Below are 19,889 nucleotides of genomic sequence, written 5' to 3'. Positions count from 1 at the left end.
GCCATGAGAAGCCGGCAGGGGCCCCCCAGAGGAAAGACACCATGACCACCAAGACCAGCATTCGCCTCAGCCGCCGCCACGCGCTCGGCCTCGCCGCCGGCGCGCTCGCCGCCTCGACGCTGCCGGCCCCGGCCCAGATCGTCCGCGGTGTCGGCCGCATCATCGTCGGCTTCCCCGCCGGCGGTCCCACCGACACATTGGCCCGCCGCCTCGCCGAGAGCCTTCGCGGCGGCCTGGCCGAGAGCTTCGTCGTCGAGAACCGGCCCGGCGCCTCCGCCCGCCTCGCCATCGCGGCGCTGATGGAGGCCGCCCCCGATGGCCGCACCATGCTGGTGAGCCCGGATGCCATGTTCACCATCTATCCGAGCGTCTACAGGCGCCTCGCCTACAATCCGGCGACCGATGTGACGCCGGTGACGCCGGCCACCTACGCCACCTTCGCTCTCGCCGTCGGGCCGATGGTGCCCGCCGAGGTCCGCGACGTCGCCGGCTTCGTCGCCTGGGCCAGGGCCAATGCCGACAAGGCTGCCTTCGGCTCGCCGGCTGCCGGCTCCACGCCGCACTTCATGGGCGAGCTGCTCATCGCCTCGGCCGGTGTCCAGCTGCGGCACGTGCCGTATCGCGGCTCGACCCCGGCGATCCAGGACCTCATCGGCGGCCACATCGCCTCGACCATCACCCCGATCGGTGACTACCTGCCGCATGTCGCCGGCGGCGTGCTGCGCGTCATCGGCGTCGCCGACCGCGAACGTTCGGCTTTCCTGCCGAATATTCCGACATTCACCGAGCAGGGCCTCGGCCGCGTCGTCGGCCGCGACACGTTCGGCTGCTTCATGCCCAAGGGCACGCCGGCCGATCTCGCCGGCCAGGTCGCCAACCTTGTTGCAGAGGCGGTGAAGGTGCCCGCGACGCGTGACGCGCTGCGTGCCGTCGGCCAGCAACCCTTCTCGCTGACGCCGCCTGAATATGCCGCCTACCTGGAAGGCGCCCGCGCCGCCTGGGCGCCCATCGTCAAGGCCTCCGGCTTCTCGCTGGACGAATGAGCCGAGAACGCAAGGGGACGGGGACCTAGATTCCCGTCCCGTCGATCATCGTCTCGCCGCCGATATGCTGGCGGATGCCGGCGACGAGGCCGGTATCCGCCGCCACCGCGCGCTTGCGCGGCCGGGGCGCATCGAGGACATGGTCGGCAACGACCCGGCCGGGCGATCCCGCCAGGACCACCACGCGGTCAGCGAGATAGGTTGCTTCCTCGATGTCGTGGGTGACGAAGAGGATCGTCTTGCCCGTCACCTGCCAGATGCGGACGAGTTCGTCCTGCAAGCCCTCGCGGGTGATCGCGTCGAGCGCCGAGAAGGGCTCGTCCATCAGCAGAACTTCCGGCTCGACCGCGAGGGCCCGCGCCAGCGAGACGCGCTGACGCTGGCCGCCGGAGAGCTGGTGAGGCCAGCGCTCCGCGAGATGCTTCAGCCCGACAATGTCGAGCGCCGCCTCGGCCTTGGCCCGCCGCTCCGCCTTCGACAGGCCGCCGCCCTCGAGGCCGAAGGCGACATTGTCGGCGACAGAACGCCAGGGCAGGAGACGCGAATCCTGGAAGACCAGGGCGAGCGGCTGGCGCTGGCCCGAACGCGTCGCGATCGTCACCTCGCCGGCGCTCTTGGCGGCAAGGCCCATGAGCACGCGCAGCAGCGTCGACTTGCCGACGCCGGAGGAGCCGACGATGGCGATGAAGGCGCCGCGTGGCACGGCGAGGTCGAGGCCGCGGAGCACCTCATTCGTCTCGCCATCGCGGGTGAAGGACAGCGACAGGCCGCGGATGTCGATCACGCTTTCCATCGGAGCACCCATCCCTGGATCGCGACGAACAGCGTGTCGAGCAGGCCGTAGAGCGCCGCCATGGTCAGCATGTAGACGACGACGATTTCGGTCGCGAGCAGGCTCGAGGCCTGGATCATCCGCTGGCCGAGTCCGGGAACGCCGAAGATCTCCGCCGCCACCACCGCCATCCAGGCCTGGCCGAGGGCGGTGCGCACGCCGACGAGGATGCCGGGCATCGCCGCCGGCAGCAGGATCTTGAACAGGCGCTCCCAGGCCGAGCGAAAGCCGAAGGCATCCGCCACCTCGATGAGGTCGCGGTCGACGCCGCGAATGGCGCCGTGGGCGGCGAAGAAGACGATCCAGAACACGCCGATGGCGATGATGAACACTGCCGAGGAGGGGCTGACGCCGAACCAGATGATGGCGAAGGGCACCCAGGCGAGGCCGGGGATGGGGCGCAGTACGCGCACGACCCAGGAGGTCATGTCCTCGGCGAGCTGCGACATGCCGGTGGCGATGCCGAGCACGAGGCCGAGCACCGAGCCGAGGACCAGGCCGATCGTGTAATGGCCGAGGCTCGCCCGGACCGCGCTCGCCCAGGCGCCGGACTGGATCTCGGCCCAGAAGGCGGCGGGAATGACGCTGGGGGTCGGCAGCAGCATAGGGTTGACGAGCCCGAGCCGTGGCAGCGACTCCCACAGGGCGAGGAACAGAGCGAGGCCGAGTGCGGCGAGGCCGATGCGTCGCACCGCCGCCAGCGTTGCGGGCGGCGCGACCTTTCGCGCCGGCGCGGTGAGGGTGGTGTCGGTCACGGCGGGCTCCCTCGCGGCGACGATCAGGTCGCCGACGGCGCCTTCTCGAAGAAGCGCGTGTCGAACACGCCGTCGAGCGACACCGACTCGCGCAGCGAGCCGAGCTTCACCTGATAGTCCTGCATCGCCTTGGTCGGCTGGATGATGGCGCGCGGGTCGATGGTGAACTTCGATGCCGGCGACTTCAGCGCCGCCTTGATCGTATCCAGGTCCACGATGCCCTTGGCGAGGTTCGCCGCGACATGCGGCGCCGCCTTGTCGGGATCGCGGGTGAGCAGGGCGCCGGCGCGCACCAGGCCGTTCACCAGACCCTGCACCCTGTCCTCGTTGCGGGCGAGGAAGGCGCTGGAGATGGCAACGACCGTGCCGGGCTGGCCGGGGAAGAGCTCATCGCCGACCGCGACCAGCTTGATGGCCGGGTTGCGCCGCTGGACGATCGACAGCGCTGGTTCGCGGATCGTCGCACCCTCGACGGCATCCGCCAGCACGGCCTGCTGGGTTGCGTCGATCCCCATGGCGACCACCTCGACATCGGCCTTGTCGGCCTTGATCTGCTCCCACAGCCAGTATTGCAGCGTGGTGTTCGGCACCGAGCCGGGCGGCTGGGTGGCGAGTTGCGCCGGCTTGCCGGTCTGGATGCGATAGGCGCGCAAGGCCTCGGCATGGCTGGTGCCGGGCTTGAAGAAGGCAGCGAGCCGCGGCGTCGCGACGAAGACGTTCTCACCGGTCGCCGTGCTCGCCACGACCTTGACCTCGACGCCACGGGAGCGGGCGACGCCGAGCGGGGCGACGCCTGCGACATAGATGTCGATCGTGCCGGAGGCGAGGGCCTGGATCATATTCGGCCCCGACTCGAAGGTCGTGTAGGCGAAGTCGAGACCGGCCTCGCGGGCCCAGCCTTCGCGGTCCGCGACGAAGATGGGCGCCGCGCCGACGATGGGGATGACACCGACGCGCGCGGCGACGCGCTGGGCGAGGGCCATGCGCGGCAAGGCGGGGGCGGCGAGGGTCGCCGCGGCGGCGGCGAGCAGTGTACGGCGGGGGAAGGTGATGGACATGGCCGATCCAGACAGGTGGCAACCCTCGCGGGTGGAGCCATTGAGATAAAAAATTTCTCCAAAAGGCGCAACAAGACCCGTAAAAAAAGAAAAAATATAATGCATTGAGCGGAAATGAAGGAGGATATGGCGTGTCATCAAGCCGGGGCGGAACGCCGTCGTCGCGCTGCGGTGTCAACCAATCCGCAAGGACACCGCTCTAAGTTGAGGGTGGCGCCTCCGGCGGCGCCGCGGAGCCCGCCATGCTCACCGATTCCGGCGCGACCCTCTTGGCGATTTACAGCGCCCATCTCCTCAGCCCCTCCATGCTGGCGGTGCTCGGCTTCGTCACGGCTTTCACGGTGATAGCCCTTGCCCTCGGCTGGCGCGCCCGCGTGCTCTCGCCGCTCGCCCTGCGCAATTCCGCCGCCTCGCTGGCGACCCTCGGCGTCAACATCCTGATGGCCCCGGTGGTCTATGTCGGCGCCGGCCTCGTCGCCTCCGGCTATGCGAGCCTTGGGATTCCCGCCATCCCCGCGAGCGCCTGGGACGGCGTGCCCTGGATCGTCATGGCGGTGGTCGGCGTCCTCGGCAAGGATTTCTCGGACTATTGGTGCCATCGCGCCCTGCACACGCCGCTCGGCTGGCCGGTCCATGCGGTCCATCATTCCGACACCCACGTGAACGGCTTCACCGCCTTCCGCGTCCACCTCCTCGAGGTGCTGACGATGAAGGTCTTCTACATCGTCCTGCTCACCTGGATCGGCATCCCGCCCGGCGCGATCGTCGCCGCCTATGTGGTCGCCTCGCTCCACACCGCCTATGTCCATCTCGAGCTCGACATCGACCATGGGCCGCTGAACTGGCTTGTCGCTTCGCCGCGGTTTCACCGCTGGCACCATGCCGACGAGCCCGAGGCCTATGGCAAGAACCTTGCGAACATGATCCCGCTCTGGGACCTGATGTTCGGCACCTATCACCGCCACGATTCCTGCGACGCGGCCATGGGCGCGGTGCGGGACGGCGTGCCGGACACCGACGCGGCAAGGCTCATCACGCTGCCCTTCGCGCTCTGGTGGCGGCAGGGCAGGGCGGCGCTTTCGGGATGGTGGCTGCGGCGCGGCCAGGCCTCCTGACGCCTTAATGCGCCGGCTCGGCGCACAGGCCATGATCGGCCAGCACCTCGATGACCCGGCATTCACCGATGGCGCCGTGCGGGCCGAGCTCGACCATGCGGGCGATCTCGCCGCGCAGGGCGGTCAGCCGGCTGATGCGGTCATCGATCTCCGCGAGGTGGCGCCTCGCGATGGCGTCGGCATCGGCGCAGGGCCGGTCCGGCTCGCCCGAAAGGGCGATGAGCTGGCGGATCTCCTCGATCTCGAAACCGAGATTGCGCGCATGGCGGATGAATCCCAGCCGCTTCAGGTCCGCGGCGCCATAGCTGCGCCGCCCTGAATCCGTCCGCGGCACCGGCGGCATGAGGCCGATCTGCTCGTAGTAGCGGATGGTCGGCACCTTCACCCCGGTCCGCTTCGACAGGGCTCCGATGGTCAGGTCACGCATGGCTGCTCTCCGCTTGATCCTCCAGTGACTAGAGGATCTAGGGGCTAAGGCGACAGGATCCAAGCAGGAACAGTCCCATGTCCGCACCCGCCACCTCACCCGCCGGTTTCGACGGCACCGATCCGCGCTATCGCACCGTTCTGTGGATCGTCATCGCGATCAACGGCCTGATGTTCGCGGTGGAGACTCTCGCCGGTCACCTCGCGGGCTCGCAGGCCCTGAAAGCCGACGCTCTCGATTTTCTCGGCGACACGCTGACCTATGGCCTGTCGCTCGCCGTCATCGGCAAGCCGCTGCGGGTCCGTTCGGCCGCGGCCCTCGCCAAGGGTGTGAGCCTGCTCGTCATGGGTCTCTGGGTCTTCGGCTCTACCCTCTGGCAGGTGCTGGTTCTTGGCCTGCCGCGCGCCGAATTCATGGGGATCGTCGGCTTCCTGGCGCTCGCCGCCAATCTTGCCAGCGTGCTTCTCCTCGCCCGCTACAAGGACGGTGACGCCAATGTCCGCTCGGTCTGGCTCTGCTCGCGCAACGACGCCATCGGCAATGTGATCGTCATGATCGCTGCCGGCCTCGTCTGGTGGCTCGCCAGCCCCTGGCCGGACCTCGCGGTTGCCTTCGTCATGGCCGGGCTCTTCCTGCATTCGGCGGCGCTGATCCTCGGCCAGGCCTGGGGCGAATGGCGCAGCGGCATCGACCGCGGCGCGCTGATGGGGCACGGCCACGATCACAGCGGGGATGGCGGGCATCATGACCGGCACGATCATGATCACGCCGGTCATCGCCACTGACCATTCGGCCGGCGTTCATCCACGGGCCATCGTGGCGACATGAAGCTGGGGAGAATGGCGGCGCTCAAGGAGGTCCGCCATGCGAACCCGTCTCGTGCTCGCCACCCTCGTCCTGGCGGCCGCGCCCGCCCTCGCGCAGGCGCCCGCCGCCCAACCGTCCGCGGCGAATGACGGCCGCTTCGTCCTGCGCGACATGCCGGACGGCCTTTTGCGCATGGACAGCCGCACCGGGGCGATCTCGCTCTGCACCCGCAGCGGTGGCTCACTCGCCTGCCGGCTGGTGCCCGACGACCGGGCGGCGCTGGAACAGGAGATCGAACGGCTGAAGGCCGAGAACGAGACGCTGAGGCGGGGCGGGTCGGCGACCGCGCGTCCGGGCGATCCCGGCCAGTCGCTGACCCTACCGAGCGATCAGGAGGTCGACCGGGCGCTGAGCCTTGCCGAGCGCATCTGGCGGCGGCTGCGCGGCATGATCCGCGAGAGCGAGACCGATCCGCCGGCCGATCGCCGCCTCTGATCAGGCGGCGCCCTTCAGCGGCGGCTTGTCGAGGCCCTTCGGCGACAGGGTGAAGATCTCCACGCCGTCCTTGGTCACGCCCACCGTGTGCTCGAACTGCGCCGAGAGCGAGCGGTCGCGGGTGACCGCAGTCCAGCCGTCGGAGAGCACCTTCACGTGCGGGCGGCCGAGGTTCACCATCGGCTCGATGGTGAAGATCATGCCCGGCTTCAACTCGCTGCCCTCGCCGGGCTTGCCGAGATGGACGATGTTCGGCTCGTCGTGGAACAGCTTGCCGACGCCATGGCCGCAGAAGTCGCGCACCACGCTCATGTGCTGCGGCTCGACATAGCTCTGGATGGCATGGCCGATGTCGCCGACCGTGTTGCCCGGCTTCACGGCGGCGATGCCGCGCAGCAGCGATTCATAGGTCACGTCGATCAGCCGCTCGGCTCGCCGCGGGATCTCGCCGATGCCGTACATGCGCGAGGAATCGCCATGCCAGCCGTCGAGCACGAAGGTGACGTCGACATTGACGATGTCGCCGTCGCGGAACGGCTTGTCGTTGGGCATGCCGTGGCAAACCACGTGGTTCAGCGAGGTGCAGCAGGAATATTCGTAGCCGCGATACATCAGCGTCGCCGGATAGGCGCCGTGATCGAGGCCGAACTCGAAGACGAGCTGGTCGATGCGGCTGGTGGGCACGCCTTCGCGCACCTCGTCCATCAGCATGTCGAGGCACTCGGCGACCAGCCGGCCCGCCTTGCGCATGCCGGCGAAGGCCTCCTCGCCATAGAGCTTGATCTGGCCGTTCTTGCGCATCTGCGCCGAACCGGCCTCCACATAGGTGACCACGCAGCAATTCCCTTGGATGAAATCAGCCGGGAACATAAGGCAATCCGGCCCCCGCGCAAGGCGGGGCCGGTCATGTCAGGCACAAGCGGCGGCAAGGCGGCCGCTTGGCGTCAGTCCAGAAGGTTCACGCCGTTCCAGCGCGCCACTTCGTCGGAGAGCATCGGCACGTACTTGCCGCCATTGCCCTGCGCCTCGGCCATGGCGAAGTAGTTCTTCACCGCGTTCCCCATCGGATTGGCGATGCCGGCCGCCTGGGCCATGTTGGCGCAATAGCGCATGTCCTTGTGGGCATTGGCGAGGGTGAAGCGGTGGGCGTTCTCGTCCCGCTCGATGACGTATTTGAAGAAGGTCTGGTAGAAGCCGCAATCCATGCGGCCGCCCGAGAGCACGGCGTTCATGGCCTTGGGCGCGACACCATTGGCCTTGGCCACCGCCAGCGCCTCGGCATAGAGCGCCGCATAGCCCATCGACACGAAATTGTTGACGATCTTCATGGTGTGGCCGGCGCCCGTCGGGCCGACATGGACGATGCGGCCGGCGAAACAGGCGATGACGTCGTGGACGCGGGCAAGGTCCGCTTCCGCCCCGCCGGTCATCACGTCGAGCTTGCCCTCCCAGGCCTCCTTCGGCGTGCGCGACAGCGGCGCGTCGAGGAAGGTCACGCCGAGCGGGGCGAGTTCCTCGGCGAGGCGGCGGGTGAGGGTGGGCTCCGAGGTCGAGCAGTCGATGATGGTCAGCCCCGGCTTCGCAGCCGCCCGGACGCCGTCCGGGCCGTTCACCACCGCCTCGACCTGCGGCGCGCCGGTGACGCAGATGATGACAACGTCGCTGGCTGCAGCCACCTCGCGGGCGTTCCTCGCCTCCGTCGCCCCGCGCTTCACCAGGTCCTCGACCGGTTCGCGGTTGCGGTTGGCCATGACGGTGAGGGGATAGCCCTTCTCGACGATGTTCTTCGCCATTCCATGGCCCATCAGCCCGACGCCGATGAACCCGATGCGCTGCTTGGTCATGTGATCCTCCCGTGACCTTTGTTTTGCAGCGAGCCTAGACCGCCCCCATCGAAGGGACGAGAGCCAAAACGATTGAATTCGCTGTTCAAAACTTGAAATGAAGATTTAGATCGATGCGGGGAGGGCGGCCCATGGACGACGCCTCGCATCAGCATCCCGTGCATCCGCTGCCGCCCGGCCGGGTGACATTGCAACAGATCGCCGAGAGCCTCGGTGTGTCGACCGCCACCGTCTCGCTGGCGCTGCGCGCCAGTCCGCTCGTCGCCGAGGCGACGCGGGAGAAGGTCCAGGCCGTCGCCCGCGAGCTCGGCTATGTCTACAACCGCTCGGCCGCCAGCCTGCGCACCGCCCGCACCAACATGATCGCGGTGGGGGTCAACGACGTGGTGAACCCCTATTTCGGCGAGATTCTCGCGGCGATCGAGGAGACCCTCGCCGGTTCCGGCCACACGGTCCTCCTCGGCACCTATTCCGACGATCCCGCCAAGCAGGACCGCGTACTGGAGACGCTGAAGGAATACCGGCCGGACGGCATGATCCTCTGTCCCGCCAATGGCGCCGGCGGCGAGGCGCTGTTGCGCATCGCCCGCGCCGGCATTCCCGTCATCCAGATCACCCGCGAGATCGAGGGTATCGGCCTCGATGTCGTCGCCTCCGACGACGTCGCCGCGACCCGGCTTGCCCTCGACCATCTCCACGGGCTCGGCCACCGCAGGATCGCCGTGGTCGGCGGCAACGACACGATGTCGACGGGCCGCAACCGTCGCAGCGCCTACCGCGCCTTCCTCACCGAAATGGGCCTGCCTTTCGATCCCCAACTCATGGTGACGGGGCTGGGTACGCGCGATACGGGCTTCACCGGCATTCAAGCGCTGCTCGACCTTGCTGATCCACCGACAGCCGCCGTCTGCATGAACGACCTCATCGCCTTCGGCGTGATGATGGGCCTGCGCCAGCGCGGCCGCGAGGCGGGCCGCGACTTTTCCGTCGTTGGCGCCGACGATGTCCGCGAGGCCGCCATGTGGGCGCCGGGTCTCACCACGGTCTCGACCCATCCCAGCGAGCAGGGACGCCGGGCCGGCGAGCGCGTTCTGGTGCGTACCGTGAACCCGGCCCTGCCGCCGGCCCGCATCATCCTGCCGCCGACGCTGGTGGTGCGGGGCAGCACCGGGCCTCTCGCCCCCTGAAACGCATCATGCCCGGCGCAGGGCCGGGCATGACGGGCGGAACGGGGGCTGATTCCACCAGACGATCTCGTCGTCAGAAGGTCTTTTGCGTCAGAAGGTCTTGGCGAGCGCCTCGGCCTTGGCCTTCACCTCGGAGAGCGAGGCTTCCGCCGAATCCGGCATGCCGGTGTTGATCACCTGCAGCGAGTGGATGGTCTCGAAGCCGAAGAACTTCAGCATCCACTCCACATAGGGCTTCTGGAAGTCGATCGCCTCGGCACCGGTGCCCGGGCCATAGGCGCCCATGGAGGCAGTGACGACGAGGGCGGGCTTGCCCTTCACCAGGCCGAAATAGCCCTGGTCCGGCGACCAGCCGAAGGTCTGGCCGGGCTGGGCGATCACGTCGATATAGTGCTTCAGCACGTAAGGTACGCCGAAGTTCCACATCGGGGTGGCGATGACGATCTTGTCGGCCGCCTTGAAGTGATCGGCGGCGGCGACGATCTTCGCCCAGGCCTGGGCCTGCTCGGCGGTGAAGTCCTTGCCGCCCATGACGGCATATTTGGCATCCAGCGTCGCGCCGTCGAAGGCCGGCAGGTCGGCCGCCCAAAGGTCGAGCGTCTCGACCGTGTCGCCGGGATGAGCGGACTTGTAGGCGGCGAGGAAATGCTCGGCTGCCTGGGTGGAGAAGGAGCGGCCCTTGCGGGGGCTCGCCTCGATGAAGAGCACTTTGGCCATGGAATTGTCCTCTGGAGGGTGGGGGGCAGGACGACGCGCGCCGGCCGGGGCCGACGCGCCGATGTGGGATCAGGCCATGCGGACCTGGGCCGGAGCCTCGCGGCGCCAGAAGGCGAGCGGGCCGGAGCGCAGGGCGAGGGCGCCGTCACCGGCCAGCGCATGGGCGATGGAGGCGACGATCAGGAAGGCGGGATATTCCCAGCCGCCCTTCGGCGCGGAGAAGACCCAGCCGTTCGGCAGGTGGACCATCAGCGCGCCGAGCATGATCGGCAGCAGCAGGACCGAGACATGCCGGCCATAGATGCCGGCGAGGATGAGCACGCCGCCGCCGATCTCGGCGACGATGATGGGCAGGGCGAGGACCGGCGGCAGGCCGAGCGAGCCGAGGAAACCGGCAAAGCCCGGGACGGTGAAGACGACGACCTTCAGGAGGCCGTGGGTGATCCACATCAGGCCGAGCGCGACGCGCAGGACGAGGAGGCCGTAAGGGGCGGTCTGGGTATCGGACATGGGGGCACCAGGGGGTGGAGGCGATGAGGAGGCAGGTGGGCGGGCCGTTTGGAGGAGCGACCCTTGCCGTGAAGAATGGGTGGGCGGATGTCGCAAGTAAATTGACGAGACCGCAATGATTTGCTTGCATGCACGCAAGCGATTGGAGCCTTGACCATGCCGCAGCCGCTCGTCTCCTGGGACGACTACCGGACCGTCCTTGCCGTCTCGAGCGCCCGGTCCCTCGCCGGCGCGGCGGATCTCCTCGCGGTGAACCAGTCGACCGTCTTCCGTCGCCTCGGCGCCATGGAGGAGCGGCTCGGCGCCCGCCTGTTCGAGCGCAGCCGCACCGGCTATTCGCTCACCGCGGCGGGCGAGGAGATGGTCAAGCTCGCCGAGCGCATGTCGGAAGAGATCATCGACTTCGAGCGCCGCCTGACCGGGCAGGACCTGCGCCCTCAGGGTGAGGTGCGGGTGACGACCAACGACACGCTGGTCGTCCATCTGCTCACCCCCATCTTCGCCTCCTTCCGCAAGCTCTATCCGGAGATCTCGCTGGACGTCGTCGTCGGCAACCAGTCGCTGAACCTGTCGAAGCGGGATGCCGACGTCGCCATCCGCGCCACCTCCGATCCGCCGGAGACGCTGGTCGGCCGGCGGCTGGCGGCGATTCCCTGGGCGATCTATGGCGCCAGCAGCCTTGGGCTGACGACGCTCGACCCGGTCGACTATCGCTCGCATCCCTGGATCGGCCTCGGCGACAACCTGTCGGGCCTGAAGCCCAGCCGCTGGCTCACCCAGCATGTCGGCGAGGACCGCATCGGCTGGCGGATCAACACCGTCCTTGGCCTGGCCGAGGCGGTGGCGGAGGGCGCCGGCCTCGGGCTGCTGCCCTGCTTCATCGCCCGCACGATCCCCAACCTCGTGCCGCTCTCGGATCCGATCGGCGACAGCCCCGGCGCCCTGTGGATCCTGACGCATCCAGACCTGCGGGCTACCGCCCGCGTCCGCGTCTTCATGGACCATGTTGGCTCGGAGATCGCCAAGCGGCGGCCGGAGATCGAGGGGATTGGCCCGAAGGCCTGATTCTCAGGTGTGGGCGAGGATCGAGGCGACGATCTCGCGCGTCGCCTCGGGACGGCCGAGCTGACGGGCGGCCTCCGCCATGGCGTCGAGCCGCGGGCGGTCAGTGGTCATCAGGGCCGCCGCCTCGGCTGCGAGACGCCCGACATCAGGCTCGAACAGGCCGGCCCCGGCATCGACCACGTGGTCGACATTCGCCCCCTCCTGTCCGGGAATGAAGCCGTAGAGGATCATCGGCAGGCCGCGAATGCTGGCCTCGGCGATGGTGCCGGGCCCGGCCTTGGTGATGAGCAAGTCGCAGGCGCCCATCAGGTCGCTCATCCGGTCGACAAAGCCGAGCGGCGTCACCGGAACCGGCCACCAGTTCGCTTCGAGTTCGGCCTTGAGCTTCGCATTGCCGGCACAGACCACGGCGACCTGCGCCGCAGGTGACGCGTTGCCCGCAGGGACGAGGGCGGCCGCGATGGCCTCGGCAATGGCGGCGATGGGGCCAATGCCGCCGCCGCCGCCCATCACGAGGATCGCCGGGAGGTCAGGATCGAGCCCGAAGCTGCGCCGCGTCTCGCCGCGGTCGGCGGGCGCTCGGGCAAAGTCCGCCCGCACCGGCAGGCCAAGGGCATGCAGCCGCTCGCGGGACAGCCCACGCCGCAGCGCCACCTCGATGGCGCGCGCCGTCGGCAGATAGACGGCATCGTTCTGCCGGTGCAGCCAGGACGGATGAATGCCGCCGAGATCGGTGACGACGGTGACGTAGCGGCTGTGCGGGGCGATGCGGCGCAGCACAGGCACCATCAGGTCGTTGACCAGCGGATGGACGGAGATGACGAGATCCGGCTGGGTCGTGCGGATCAGCGCCTCGAGCCGCGCCTTGGACAGACGCCGCACCACGGCCGCCGTCGGCCGCGCCACCGGCCCGAGCGCCGTCATGCGCCACATGGCGTGCCAGACGCGCGGCGTGCGGTTCACCACCGTGTCGTAGGTCGCTGGCATCCGCGAGAAGGGGAAGGCGAGGTGGTCGGTCAGCATATCGACGATGGTGACCTTGCTGTCCGGCCGCTGGCGCAGCAGCTCCGCCTCCAAGGCGCGCGCGCTCGCAAGATGACCACCGCCGGTGCGGCTCATCAGGATCAGCACCTGGAACGGCCGGCCGGCCGGAGCCGTCGTCGGTCGGGGAAGGGCGGTCGGATCGTTCAAGCGGAGCCTCCGGCGCCGTCTCTAGCCGCTGTGCGTCAGGAAGGCGAGGGCGGCGGCGTCGCAGCTTTCGCCATCAGCGTCGGTGATCGCCGGCCGGACAAAGGCTGACTTGTCCGCATCGGCCGCCTCGCCCATAAGGTTCACACCAGCGCGAAGGAAACTGCCATGGCCGTCCTGCCCACCGCCGCCGACGTCGCCGACGCCGCCCGTGTCATCGCCGGTGTCATCCGCCGCACGCCGCTCGTCACCTCCCACGAGCTCGACGCCATCACCGGCGCCCGCGTCTTCCTCAAGGCCGAGCCACTGCAGCGCACCGGTTCCTTCAAGTTCCGCGGCGCCTACAACCGCCTGTCGCGCATCCCGGAGGATCGCAAGGCCATCGGCGTTGTCGCCATGTCCTCCGGCAACCACGCCCAGGGCGTCGCCACCGCCGCCAAGCTCCTTGGCATCCGCGCGACCATCCTCATGCCGAAGGACTCGCCGGCCCTGAAGCGCGAGCGGACCGCCGCCGCCGGCGCCGAGGTCATCCTCTTCGACCGCGAGAAGGACGACCGCGAGGCCATGGCCCGCGACATTGCCGCTGCCCGCGGCGCTGTCGTCGTGCCGCCCTATGACGATTTCTACATCATGGCGGGCCAGGGCACGGCCGGCAGCGAGATGATGGACGACCTTGTCGCCCAAGGGCTTGCCCCCGATTCAGTGCTGGTCTGCTGCTCCGGCGGCGGCCTGCTCGCCGGCGTTGCCCTCGCCGTCCACGAGAAAGCCCCGAAAGCGAAGATCTACTCGGTGGAGCCGGAGGGCTTCGAGGACCACGCCCGCTCCTTCGACAGCGGCGAGCGCGTTGCCAACACCCGGCGCGGCGGCTCGATCTGCGACGGACTGCTCGCAGCCATGCCGGGCGAGCTCACCTTCGCCGTCAACAAGCCTCTCGTCGCCGGCGGTCTCGTCGTCACGGAAGACGAGGTGAAGCGTGCGGTGGCCTTCGCCTTCCGCGAGCTGAAGCTGGTGGTGGAGCCGTCGGGCGCCGTGCCGCTGGCAGCGCTGCTCGCAGGCCGGCTCGACGTGAAGGGCCAGGTCGTCGGCGCGATGGTGTCGGGCGGCAACGTCGACCCGGCGCTCTTCGCCACGCTGGTGGCCTGAGACCGCGCCACCGGTGCGACCCTGACGGCGATCAGCTCGTCAGGGCGACCTTCTCGACGAAGTTGAGCTTCTCGATCTCCTCGACCGCGCCGAGGCCCGGCGCGAGTGGCGCATCGGTGCGCGGCGCCCGCGGCGTTTCGGCCAGCGGGCGATCGTCGGTCGAGAGGGCGGCAGCGGCGGTGGCGCGGGCGGTCGCGGGCACGTCCTCGATCGCGGGCATGGCCGGGGCCGGCTGCGCCATCACCGGAGCGGCGGGCGCAGGGGCCGGAGCCGGTTCGGGAGCCGGAGCGACGGCAGCCCGGGGCACCTCAGCCTGGGACACCTCAGCCTCTTGCCCATCGGCGAAGAGACCATCGTCGAGCATCATGTCGACATCGGACTGGACGAGGCCCTCACCGGGCTTGGCCGGCCCATTGAGCAGCGCGGCTTCCTCGCTGACCGGCTTTGTCGCCTCGTTCATCAGCGAAGGGGCCGCCGACGACGGGGCCACCAGCGGCTCTCCCCAGATCGCCATCATCGTGTCGATGCGCTCCTCGAGGAACCGCAGCACGTTGATGACCTTGCGGGTGCGCTGACCCGTGATGTCCTGGAAAGAGCAGGCCGTGTAGATGTCGGTGGTCTTGGTGTCGATGAGGTCGCAGACCTCGTTCTCAGCGCCCATCTCGCGCAGCGTCCAGGCGATCTCCTGGATTGTCTCGGCAGCCGACAGGATGTCGCCGGTGGCCGTCTCGGTGGCCTGGACGATGGCGTCGAGCTCGACCGAGGCGTCCTCGAAATGGCCGGCCTGGGTGGTCGCGCCTTCCGGCTTGATGGCGGCGATCTCGGCCTTGGTGCGGGCGATGGCATGGGCCATCTCGCGGATGTCGAGGCGCACGCGTTCAAGGTCGCCTGAGGGCCTGGCGCTCATCGCGCCCTCGAGCCGGCCGATGGCATCGAGCACGGCGCCGGTATCGGCGTGGCGGTTGCGCCGGGCATATTCGGCGAGGAACCAGCGCCCACGCGCCGTCTCCATGACGGCCTGCTCGATGGCCTCATAGTCGGCCTCGACCAGCGAGCCCTGGGGGCGCGTGGCAGGCGGTTGGATCACGTCGGTCATCCGGAAGCGCGCTCTCGCAGGACGGGTGGGGACGGTCTAGAACAATGGCGACAGCCGATTCTCACCGAAAATCTTAATGGTCCGTGTCCCCATTACCAAATCGGACGATTCCAGGCGCTTTGCGACGCGGCTGTCGCTGTTTTACGCCGCCATGTTCATCGGGTTCGGCCTGCACCAGCCGTTTTTCCCGGTCTGGTTGAAGACCAAGGGCCTCGCCGACGCGCAGGTCGGCATGATCCTCGCCGGCGGCCAGCTCGTGCGGCTCCTCGCAACCCCCGTCGTCACCTATCTCGCCGACAAGGCGGGGACGCTGTCCTACGCCATCGCCATCTGCTGCTTTGCGACCGCCGTCGCCTTCATCGGCGTGGCGCTCGCCGACGGCTTCACCATGATCCTGATCGGCGTGATCCTGACCGGGCTGGTCTGGAGCCCGCTCGTGCCGCTGACCGATGCCTATGGCCTCGCGGGTGTCGCGCGGCGGACGCTCGACTATGGCCGCATCCGCGTCTGGGGATCGGTCGCCTTCATGGCGGCGAACATCGCGGGCGGCATCATCCTCACCATCATCGCCCCCGAATGGATCGCATGGATGATCTGGGCGAGCCTCGTGCCGCTCGCCATCGCCTCGATCATGCTGGTGCACGACCGTCCCGAGCGCTCGGTCGCGCCCTCGGGACCCGGTTTCTTCAACCAGCGCTTCGTGCTGATCATGATCGCCGCGGCGCTGCTCCAGGGCAGCCACGCCGTCTACTACGGCTTCGCATCCATCCACTGGAAGGCCATCGGCTATTCCGGCTTCACCGTCGGCACGCTCTGGGCCATCGCCGTCCTCGCCGAGATCGTCATGTTCTGGGTGGCGACGCGCTTCACCAAGGACTGGCGGCCGACCACCTTCCTGCTCATTGGCGGGGCGGGCGGCCTGCTGCGCTGGATCGTCATGGCGCTCGATCCGCCGCTGTGGATCAACGCCCCGCTGCAGCTTTTGCACGCCGCCGGCTTCGGCCTGGTCCACCTCGGGACCATGTCCTATCTCGCCGCGCGCTTGCCGCCGCATCAGCGGGCGAGCGGGCAGGGGACGGTGTCGGTCGCCATCGGTGGATCCATGGCGCTGTCGACGCTGATTGCCGGCTATCTCTATGCCCGCACCGGCGTCGGCGCCTATGTGGCGATGGCCGGCCTCTGTGCGGCCGGCATCCTCGTCACGGCGGTGGCGCGGGCCATGCCGGTTCCGCGCCCCGCCGCCCCCGTTCAGCCCCAGAGCGAGGGGGCGGGCGGATAGACGGTGGCGCCCTCGTAGCGCAGGCCCTCCGGACGGTCCTCTTTAAGCAGCAGCGGCCCATCGAGATCGACGAGGAAGGCGCGCTGCGCCACCAGCGTCGCCGGCGCCATGGACAGCGACGTGCCGAGCATGCAGCCGGTCATGATCTTGAGCCCAAGCCGCTCGGCCTCCGCCACCAGCAGCAGCGCCTCGGTGAGGCCACCGGTCTTATCGAGCTTCACGTTGATCGCGTCGTACTTGCCGGCGAGCTTGGAGAGCGAGGGCCGGTCGTGGACGCTCTCGTCGGCGCAGATCGGGATCGGTCGGCGCACGTGCCTCAGCGCCTCGTCGTCGGAGGCGGGCAGGGGCTGTTCGACCAGCGCGATGCCGAAGCGCTCGCAGACCGCAAGGTTCGATTCGAGATTGGCCGGCGTCCAACCCTCATTGGCGTCGATGACGAGGGTCGCCTGCGGCACCGCCGCGCGGATGGCGGCGAGCCGGTCGGCATCGCCCGCGCCGCCGAGCTTGATCTTGAGGTGCGGGCGGCCACAGGCCGCGGCGCGCTCGGCCATCTCGGCGGGGGCGCCCAGCGAGATCGTGTAGACGGTGGTCAGCGGCTTTGGCGCGGGGAGCCCGGCGAGCTCCCAGGCGCGCTTGCCCGAAAGCTTCGCCTCGAGATCCCACAGCGCGCAGTCGATGGCGTTGCGGGCGGCACCCGCCTTCATCGCCGCCATCAGCCCTTGCCGATCAAGGCCGTTGTCCAGCGCGTCGGACATGGCCTCGATGTCGGCGGCAACGCCGTCGACCGATTCGCCATAGCGCGGATAGGGCACGCATTCCGCCCGGCCGATGGCCGAGCCCTGGCGGATCTCGCAGACGACGACCACCGCCTCCGTCCGCGAACCGCGGGAAATGGTGAAGCTGCCCGCGATCGGCCAGCGCTCGGTGCGGACGGTAAGCTCACGCGATGTCATGGCGATGCCTCAGTTCGCCTTGCGGGCGGGCTTCTTCTTCGGCTTCGGCTCGGGCTCGCCATAGAGCTCGGCGAGGGCATCCACCAGCGGCTCGACGCCGAAACGCACCGGGTCGGTCGCCGGCAGCTCATATTCGCGCGACAGGCGGTCGAGATAGGTGAAGGCCTGGTCCTCCGAGAGGTGCTCGGTGTTGATGGACAGGCCCGTGCAGATGATCGCCGGATTGGTCAGGCGGCCTAGATTGACCGTCTGCTCGATGACCTCGTCGATGGAGGGCAGGGGCGTCTGGACGCCGCGCATCGTGCGGCGGGTCGGCTCATGGCAGACGATGAAGGCATCGGGCTGCGCGCCATGCAGCAGGCCCAGCGTCACGCCGGCGAAGGAGGGGTGGAACAGCGAGCCCTGGCCCTCGACCACGTCCCAGTGCAGCGGATCGGCGGCAGGGGTCAGCCACTCCGCCGCACCGGCGATGAAGTCGGCCACCACGGCGTCCACGGCAACGCCGCGGCCGGAGATGAAGATGCCGGTCTGGCCGGTGGCGCGGAAATCGGCGTCGAAGCCGCGGTCGCGCATGCCCTTTTCCATGGCGAGGGCGGTGTACTTCTTGCCGACCGAGCAGTCGGTGCCGACCATCAGCAGTCGCTTGCCCGAGCGCAGCCCGCCCTTGCCCGTCGGGAAAGTCTGGGTCGAGTGGCGCACGTCGTGGAGCTGGCGGCCGTGCTTCTTGGCGGCGGCGGCGATCTTCGGGATCGACGACAGCTTCACATGCAGGCCGGTCGCGACGTCCATTCCGGCCTCGATGGCGGCGACTATGCTGTCGATCCAGTGGTCGGGCAGGACGCCGCCGGCATTGACCACGCCGACAACGAGCGTCTTCGCCCCGGCCTTGGCACCCTGGGTGATTGTCAGGTCCTTCAGGCCCGTATCAGCCTTGCAGCCCTCGAGGCGGACCTGGCCGACGCACCAGTCGCGGCGCCAGTCGACGATGCCCTGCGCGGTCTTGGCGGCGAGCTGGTCGTGAACATCCCCGAGGAAAAGGAGATAGGGCTTGGCGAGTTCCATGGGGCAGCCTGCACAAGAGAGACGAGAGACGGCGACCTCGACGGCGCCGGGCGGGACCTTTATGGAAGGTGTGGCGTCGCCTGTGAAGCGGAGCGGGCGCATGCGACTTATCGAAATTCGCGCTTCGGTCGCCGTGCGGCGGCCTGGACGCGCCGCCGACGAGGACGCCCGTGGCGCATGCTGAACTCGCGACGAGGGTCGACGGCAGCCGCCTGACCGTGGCGCTCGCCGGAGCCTGGACGGCCGAGACCGCCGGCGACATGGAGCCGCAGGTGACGCGGCTCCTCGCCGAGGCGGGGACGCCCGCCGCCGTCAGCCTCGACCTCTCCCGCGTCTCGCGCCTCGATACGCTCGGCGGCACGCTGGTGCGCGGCATCGAGACCGGATTTGGCGCGCGCGGCGTGCCCGTCGACCGCTCCGGCCTGGATGGCGCGACGGCAACGCTCTATGCCGACATTGCCGAAGGTCTGGCCACTGCTCCCGAGGCGCCGCCGCGGCCCCGGCCGGCCCTCGCGCTCGCCGTCGACAAGGTCGGCCAGCAGATGGTCGAGGCGGGCCGCGACCTCGTGGCGCTCGCCTCCTTCCTCGGCGAGGTTGTGCTCGCGGCCGGGAGCATCTTCACCGGCCAGGGACGCTTCCGCCTGCCGGCCGTGGTCACGCAGATGGACCACATCGTCTTCCGCGCCGTGCCCATCATGGCGCTGATCACCTTCCTCATCGGCGGCATCATCGCCCAGCAGGGCATCTTCTTCTTCCGTGATTTCGGCGCCGACACCTATGTCGTCGACCTCGTCGTCATCCTGACACTGCGCGAAATCGGCGTGCTCATCGTCTCGATCATGGTGGCGGGCCGCACCGGCTCGGCCTTCACCGCCGAGATCGGCTCGATGAAGATGCGCGAGGAGATCGACGCGCTGAAGGTGATGGGCCTCAATCCCGTCGAGGTCCTGGTCCTGCCGCGGATGATCGCCCTCATCGTCGGCCTGCCGATCCTCACCTTCGTCGGCGACCTCTCCGCGATCGCTGGCGGCGCCATGGTCGCCAACATCTACGGCAACATCCCCTTCGACATCTTCCTGTCACGCATGCAGGAAGAAGTGTCACAGCGCCACATCTGGGTCGGTCTCGCAAAAGCCCCCTTCATGGCGCTGATCATCGGCCTCGTCGCCTGCATCGAGGGCATGCGCGTCAAGGGCTCGGCCGAAAGCCTCGGCCAGCAGACCACCGCCTCGGTGGTGAAGGCCATCTTCCTCGTCATCGTCATGGACGGGCTCTTCGCCATGTTCTTCGCCAGCCTCGGCTACTGAGACAGG

Annotated in this window: 21 protein-coding genes; 9 read left to right on the top strand and 12 right to left on the bottom strand. The window is 68.9% G+C overall.

The annotated features are described in order from the left end of the window. Positions 1-41: 41 nt before the first annotated feature. Complete coding sequence (locus O9344_RS09840; RefSeq protein WP_298475928.1) at positions 42-1,043, top strand: tripartite tricarboxylate transporter substrate-binding protein; 1,002 nt, start codon at positions 42-44, stop codon at positions 1,041-1,043. A gap of 25 nt (positions 1,044-1,068) precedes the next feature. Here the strand turns inward: O9344_RS09840 and O9344_RS09835 are convergent, their stop codons facing one another. From O9344_RS09835 to O9344_RS09825, 3 genes are all read right to left on the bottom strand, one after another. Then, positions 1,069-1,836, bottom strand: coding sequence for an ABC transporter ATP-binding protein (locus O9344_RS09835; protein WP_298475925.1), 768 nt, complete (start codon positions 1,834-1,836; stop codon positions 1,069-1,071). After that, the gene (locus O9344_RS09830) at positions 1,824-2,567 is read right to left on the bottom strand and encodes an ABC transporter permease (RefSeq protein WP_298476320.1); all 744 of its coding nucleotides are present in this window, start codon (positions 2,565-2,567) and stop codon (positions 1,824-1,826) included. The genes O9344_RS09835 and O9344_RS09830 overlap by 13 nt, the downstream gene beginning before the upstream one ends. A gap of 86 nt (positions 2,568-2,653) precedes the next feature. Beyond that, complete coding sequence (locus O9344_RS09825; protein ID WP_298476318.1) at positions 2,654-3,613, bottom strand: ABC transporter substrate-binding protein; 960 nt, start codon at positions 3,611-3,613, stop codon at positions 2,654-2,656. A 317-nt stretch (positions 3,614-3,930) separates the two neighbouring features. Between O9344_RS09825 and O9344_RS09820 the strand changes: the two genes are divergently transcribed. Continuing rightward, on the top strand, positions 3,931-4,803 hold the full coding sequence (locus tag O9344_RS09820) for a sterol desaturase family protein (RefSeq protein WP_298475922.1): 873 nt from the start codon (positions 3,931-3,933) through the stop codon (positions 4,801-4,803). 4 nt (positions 4,804-4,807) lie between these two features. Here the strand turns inward: O9344_RS09820 and O9344_RS09815 are convergent, their stop codons facing one another. Beyond that, positions 4,808-5,230: a helix-turn-helix domain-containing protein gene (locus O9344_RS09815; RefSeq protein WP_298475917.1), complete on the bottom strand. Its 423-nt coding sequence runs from the start codon at positions 5,228-5,230 to the stop codon at positions 4,808-4,810. A gap of 77 nt (positions 5,231-5,307) precedes the next feature. On the opposite strand from O9344_RS09815, the gene O9344_RS09810 reads away from it, so the two are divergent. Together O9344_RS09810 and O9344_RS09805 are read left to right on the top strand one after the other, a co-directional pair. Next, positions 5,308-6,015: a cation transporter gene (locus O9344_RS09810; RefSeq protein WP_298475914.1), complete on the top strand. Its 708-nt coding sequence runs from the start codon at positions 5,308-5,310 to the stop codon at positions 6,013-6,015. A gap of 79 nt (positions 6,016-6,094) precedes the next feature. Further along, on the top strand, positions 6,095-6,532 hold the full coding sequence (locus O9344_RS09805) for a hypothetical protein (protein ID WP_298475911.1): 438 nt from the start codon (positions 6,095-6,097) through the stop codon (positions 6,530-6,532). On the opposite strand, the gene map is transcribed toward O9344_RS09805, so the two are convergent. Further along, entirely contained in the window at positions 6,533-7,333 is an 801-nt protein-coding gene (map, locus tag O9344_RS09800; RefSeq protein WP_298476314.1) for a type I methionyl aminopeptidase, read from the bottom strand. A gap of 143 nt (positions 7,334-7,476) precedes the next feature. After that, the gene (locus tag O9344_RS09795; RefSeq protein ID WP_298476311.1) at positions 7,477-8,454 is read right to left on the bottom strand and encodes an NAD(P)-dependent oxidoreductase; all 978 of its coding nucleotides are present in this window, start codon (positions 8,452-8,454) and stop codon (positions 7,477-7,479) included. Between the two features lie 53 nt (positions 8,455-8,507). Between O9344_RS09795 and O9344_RS09790 the strand changes: the two genes are divergently transcribed. Further along, positions 8,508-9,563 (top strand): LacI family DNA-binding transcriptional regulator, encoded by a 1,056-nt coding sequence (locus tag O9344_RS09790; RefSeq protein WP_298475907.1) that lies wholly within the window; start codon positions 8,508-8,510, stop codon positions 9,561-9,563. Between the two features lie 90 nt (positions 9,564-9,653). Here O9344_RS09790 and O9344_RS09785 read toward each other — a convergent pair whose 3' ends face one another. Together O9344_RS09785 and O9344_RS09780 are read right to left on the bottom strand one after the other, a co-directional pair. Further along, complete coding sequence (locus O9344_RS09785; RefSeq protein WP_298475904.1) at positions 9,654-10,280, bottom strand: NAD(P)H-dependent oxidoreductase; 627 nt, start codon at positions 10,278-10,280, stop codon at positions 9,654-9,656. 69 nt (positions 10,281-10,349) lie between these two features. Continuing rightward, complete coding sequence (locus O9344_RS09780) at positions 10,350-10,790, bottom strand: DoxX family protein (protein WP_298475901.1); 441 nt, start codon at positions 10,788-10,790, stop codon at positions 10,350-10,352. Between the two features lie 156 nt (positions 10,791-10,946). On the opposite strand from O9344_RS09780, the gene O9344_RS09775 reads away from it, so the two are divergent. Then, positions 10,947-11,855 carry a LysR family transcriptional regulator gene (locus O9344_RS09775; protein WP_298475898.1) on the top strand — a complete coding sequence of 303 codons (909 nt, stop codon included), beginning with the start codon at positions 10,947-10,949 and terminating at the stop codon, positions 11,853-11,855. Between the two features lie 3 nt (positions 11,856-11,858). Here O9344_RS09775 and O9344_RS09770 read toward each other — a convergent pair whose 3' ends face one another. Continuing rightward, positions 11,859-13,046, bottom strand: a complete 1,188-nt coding sequence (locus O9344_RS09770; RefSeq protein WP_298475895.1) for a glycosyltransferase — start codon at positions 13,044-13,046, stop codon at positions 11,859-11,861. A 165-nt stretch (positions 13,047-13,211) separates the two neighbouring features. Between O9344_RS09770 and O9344_RS09765 the strand changes: the two genes are divergently transcribed. Next, positions 13,212-14,186 carry a threonine/serine dehydratase gene (locus O9344_RS09765; RefSeq protein WP_298475892.1) on the top strand — a complete coding sequence of 325 codons (975 nt, stop codon included), beginning with the start codon at positions 13,212-13,214 and terminating at the stop codon, positions 14,184-14,186. A gap of 31 nt (positions 14,187-14,217) precedes the next feature. Here O9344_RS09765 and O9344_RS09760 read toward each other — a convergent pair whose 3' ends face one another. Beyond that, a complete protein-coding gene (locus tag O9344_RS09760; protein ID WP_298475889.1) occupies positions 14,218-15,273 on the bottom strand; it encodes a hypothetical protein in 1,056 nt (351 codons plus the stop codon). Positions 15,274-15,358: 85 nt separating this feature from the next. On the opposite strand from O9344_RS09760, the gene O9344_RS09755 reads away from it, so the two are divergent. Beyond that, positions 15,359-16,561, top strand: a complete 1,203-nt coding sequence (locus tag O9344_RS09755; RefSeq protein WP_298475886.1) for an MFS transporter — start codon at positions 15,359-15,361, stop codon at positions 16,559-16,561. Here O9344_RS09755 and dgcA read toward each other — a convergent pair. Both dgcA and dgcN read right to left on the bottom strand, forming a co-directional pair. Further along, positions 16,531-17,514, bottom strand: a complete 984-nt coding sequence (dgcA, locus tag O9344_RS09750) for an N-acetyl-D-Glu racemase DgcA (protein WP_298475882.1) — start codon at positions 17,512-17,514, stop codon at positions 16,531-16,533. The two genes, O9344_RS09755 and dgcA, sit on opposite strands and share 31 nt — an antisense overlap. A gap of 9 nt (positions 17,515-17,523) precedes the next feature. Further along, positions 17,524-18,576, bottom strand: a complete 1,053-nt coding sequence (gene dgcN / locus O9344_RS09745; protein ID WP_298475879.1) for an N-acetyltransferase DgcN — start codon at positions 18,574-18,576, stop codon at positions 17,524-17,526. A gap of 170 nt (positions 18,577-18,746) precedes the next feature. Here dgcN and O9344_RS09740 point away from each other — a divergent pair, with 170 nt between their 5' ends. Beyond that, positions 18,747-19,883 carry an ABC transporter permease gene (locus O9344_RS09740; RefSeq protein WP_298475876.1) on the top strand — a complete coding sequence of 379 codons (1,137 nt, stop codon included), beginning with the start codon at positions 18,747-18,749 and terminating at the stop codon, positions 19,881-19,883. Positions 19,884-19,889: the final 6 nt, after the last annotated feature.

Source organism: Phreatobacter sp. (assembly GCF_027532945.1).
Lineage (GTDB): Bacteria > Pseudomonadota > Alphaproteobacteria > Rhizobiales > Phreatobacteraceae > Phreatobacter.
Note: the sequence above shows the minus strand (reverse complement) of the source record. Positions and strands in the feature narration are given on the sequence as shown.

What these genes read in the sequence shown, in the direction of transcription:
- O9344_RS09840 (WP_298475928.1), top strand. Translation starts at nt 42, where the DNA reads ATGACCACCAAGACCAGCATTCGCCTCAGCCGCCGCCACGCGCTCGGC.
- O9344_RS09835 (WP_298475925.1), bottom strand. Translation starts at nt 1,836, where the DNA reads ATGGAAAGCGTGATCGACATCCGCGGCCTGTCGCTGTCCTTCACCCGC.
- O9344_RS09825 (WP_298476318.1), bottom strand. Translation starts at nt 3,613, where the DNA reads ATGGCCCTCGCCCAGCGCGTCGCCGCGCGCGTCGGTGTCATCCCCATC.
- O9344_RS09820 (WP_298475922.1), top strand. Translation starts at nt 3,931, where the DNA reads ATGCTCACCGATTCCGGCGCGACCCTCTTGGCGATTTACAGCGCCCAT.
- O9344_RS09815 (WP_298475917.1), bottom strand. Translation starts at nt 5,230, where the DNA reads ATGCGTGACCTGACCATCGGAGCCCTGTCGAAGCGGACCGGGGTGAAG.
- O9344_RS09810 (WP_298475914.1), top strand. Translation starts at nt 5,308, where the DNA reads ATGTCCGCACCCGCCACCTCACCCGCCGGTTTCGACGGCACCGATCCG.
- O9344_RS09805 (WP_298475911.1), top strand. Translation starts at nt 6,095, where the DNA reads ATGCGAACCCGTCTCGTGCTCGCCACCCTCGTCCTGGCGGCCGCGCCC.
- map (WP_298476314.1), bottom strand. Translation starts at nt 7,333, where the DNA reads ATGCGCAAGAACGGCCAGATCAAGCTCTATGGCGAGGAGGCCTTCGCC.
- O9344_RS09790 (WP_298475907.1), top strand. Translation starts at nt 8,508, where the DNA reads ATGGACGACGCCTCGCATCAGCATCCCGTGCATCCGCTGCCGCCCGGC.
- O9344_RS09785 (WP_298475904.1), bottom strand. Translation starts at nt 10,280, where the DNA reads ATGGCCAAAGTGCTCTTCATCGAGGCGAGCCCCCGCAAGGGCCGCTCC.
- O9344_RS09780 (WP_298475901.1), bottom strand. Translation starts at nt 10,790, where the DNA reads ATGTCCGATACCCAGACCGCCCCTTACGGCCTCCTCGTCCTGCGCGTC.
- O9344_RS09775 (WP_298475898.1), top strand. Translation starts at nt 10,947, where the DNA reads ATGCCGCAGCCGCTCGTCTCCTGGGACGACTACCGGACCGTCCTTGCC.
- O9344_RS09765 (WP_298475892.1), top strand. Translation starts at nt 13,212, where the DNA reads ATGGCCGTCCTGCCCACCGCCGCCGACGTCGCCGACGCCGCCCGTGTC.
- O9344_RS09755 (WP_298475886.1), top strand. Translation starts at nt 15,359, where the DNA reads ATGGTCCGTGTCCCCATTACCAAATCGGACGATTCCAGGCGCTTTGCG.
- dgcA (WP_298475882.1), bottom strand. Translation starts at nt 17,514, where the DNA reads ATGACATCGCGTGAGCTTACCGTCCGCACCGAGCGCTGGCCGATCGCG.
- dgcN (WP_298475879.1), bottom strand. Translation starts at nt 18,576, where the DNA reads ATGGAACTCGCCAAGCCCTATCTCCTTTTCCTCGGGGATGTTCACGAC.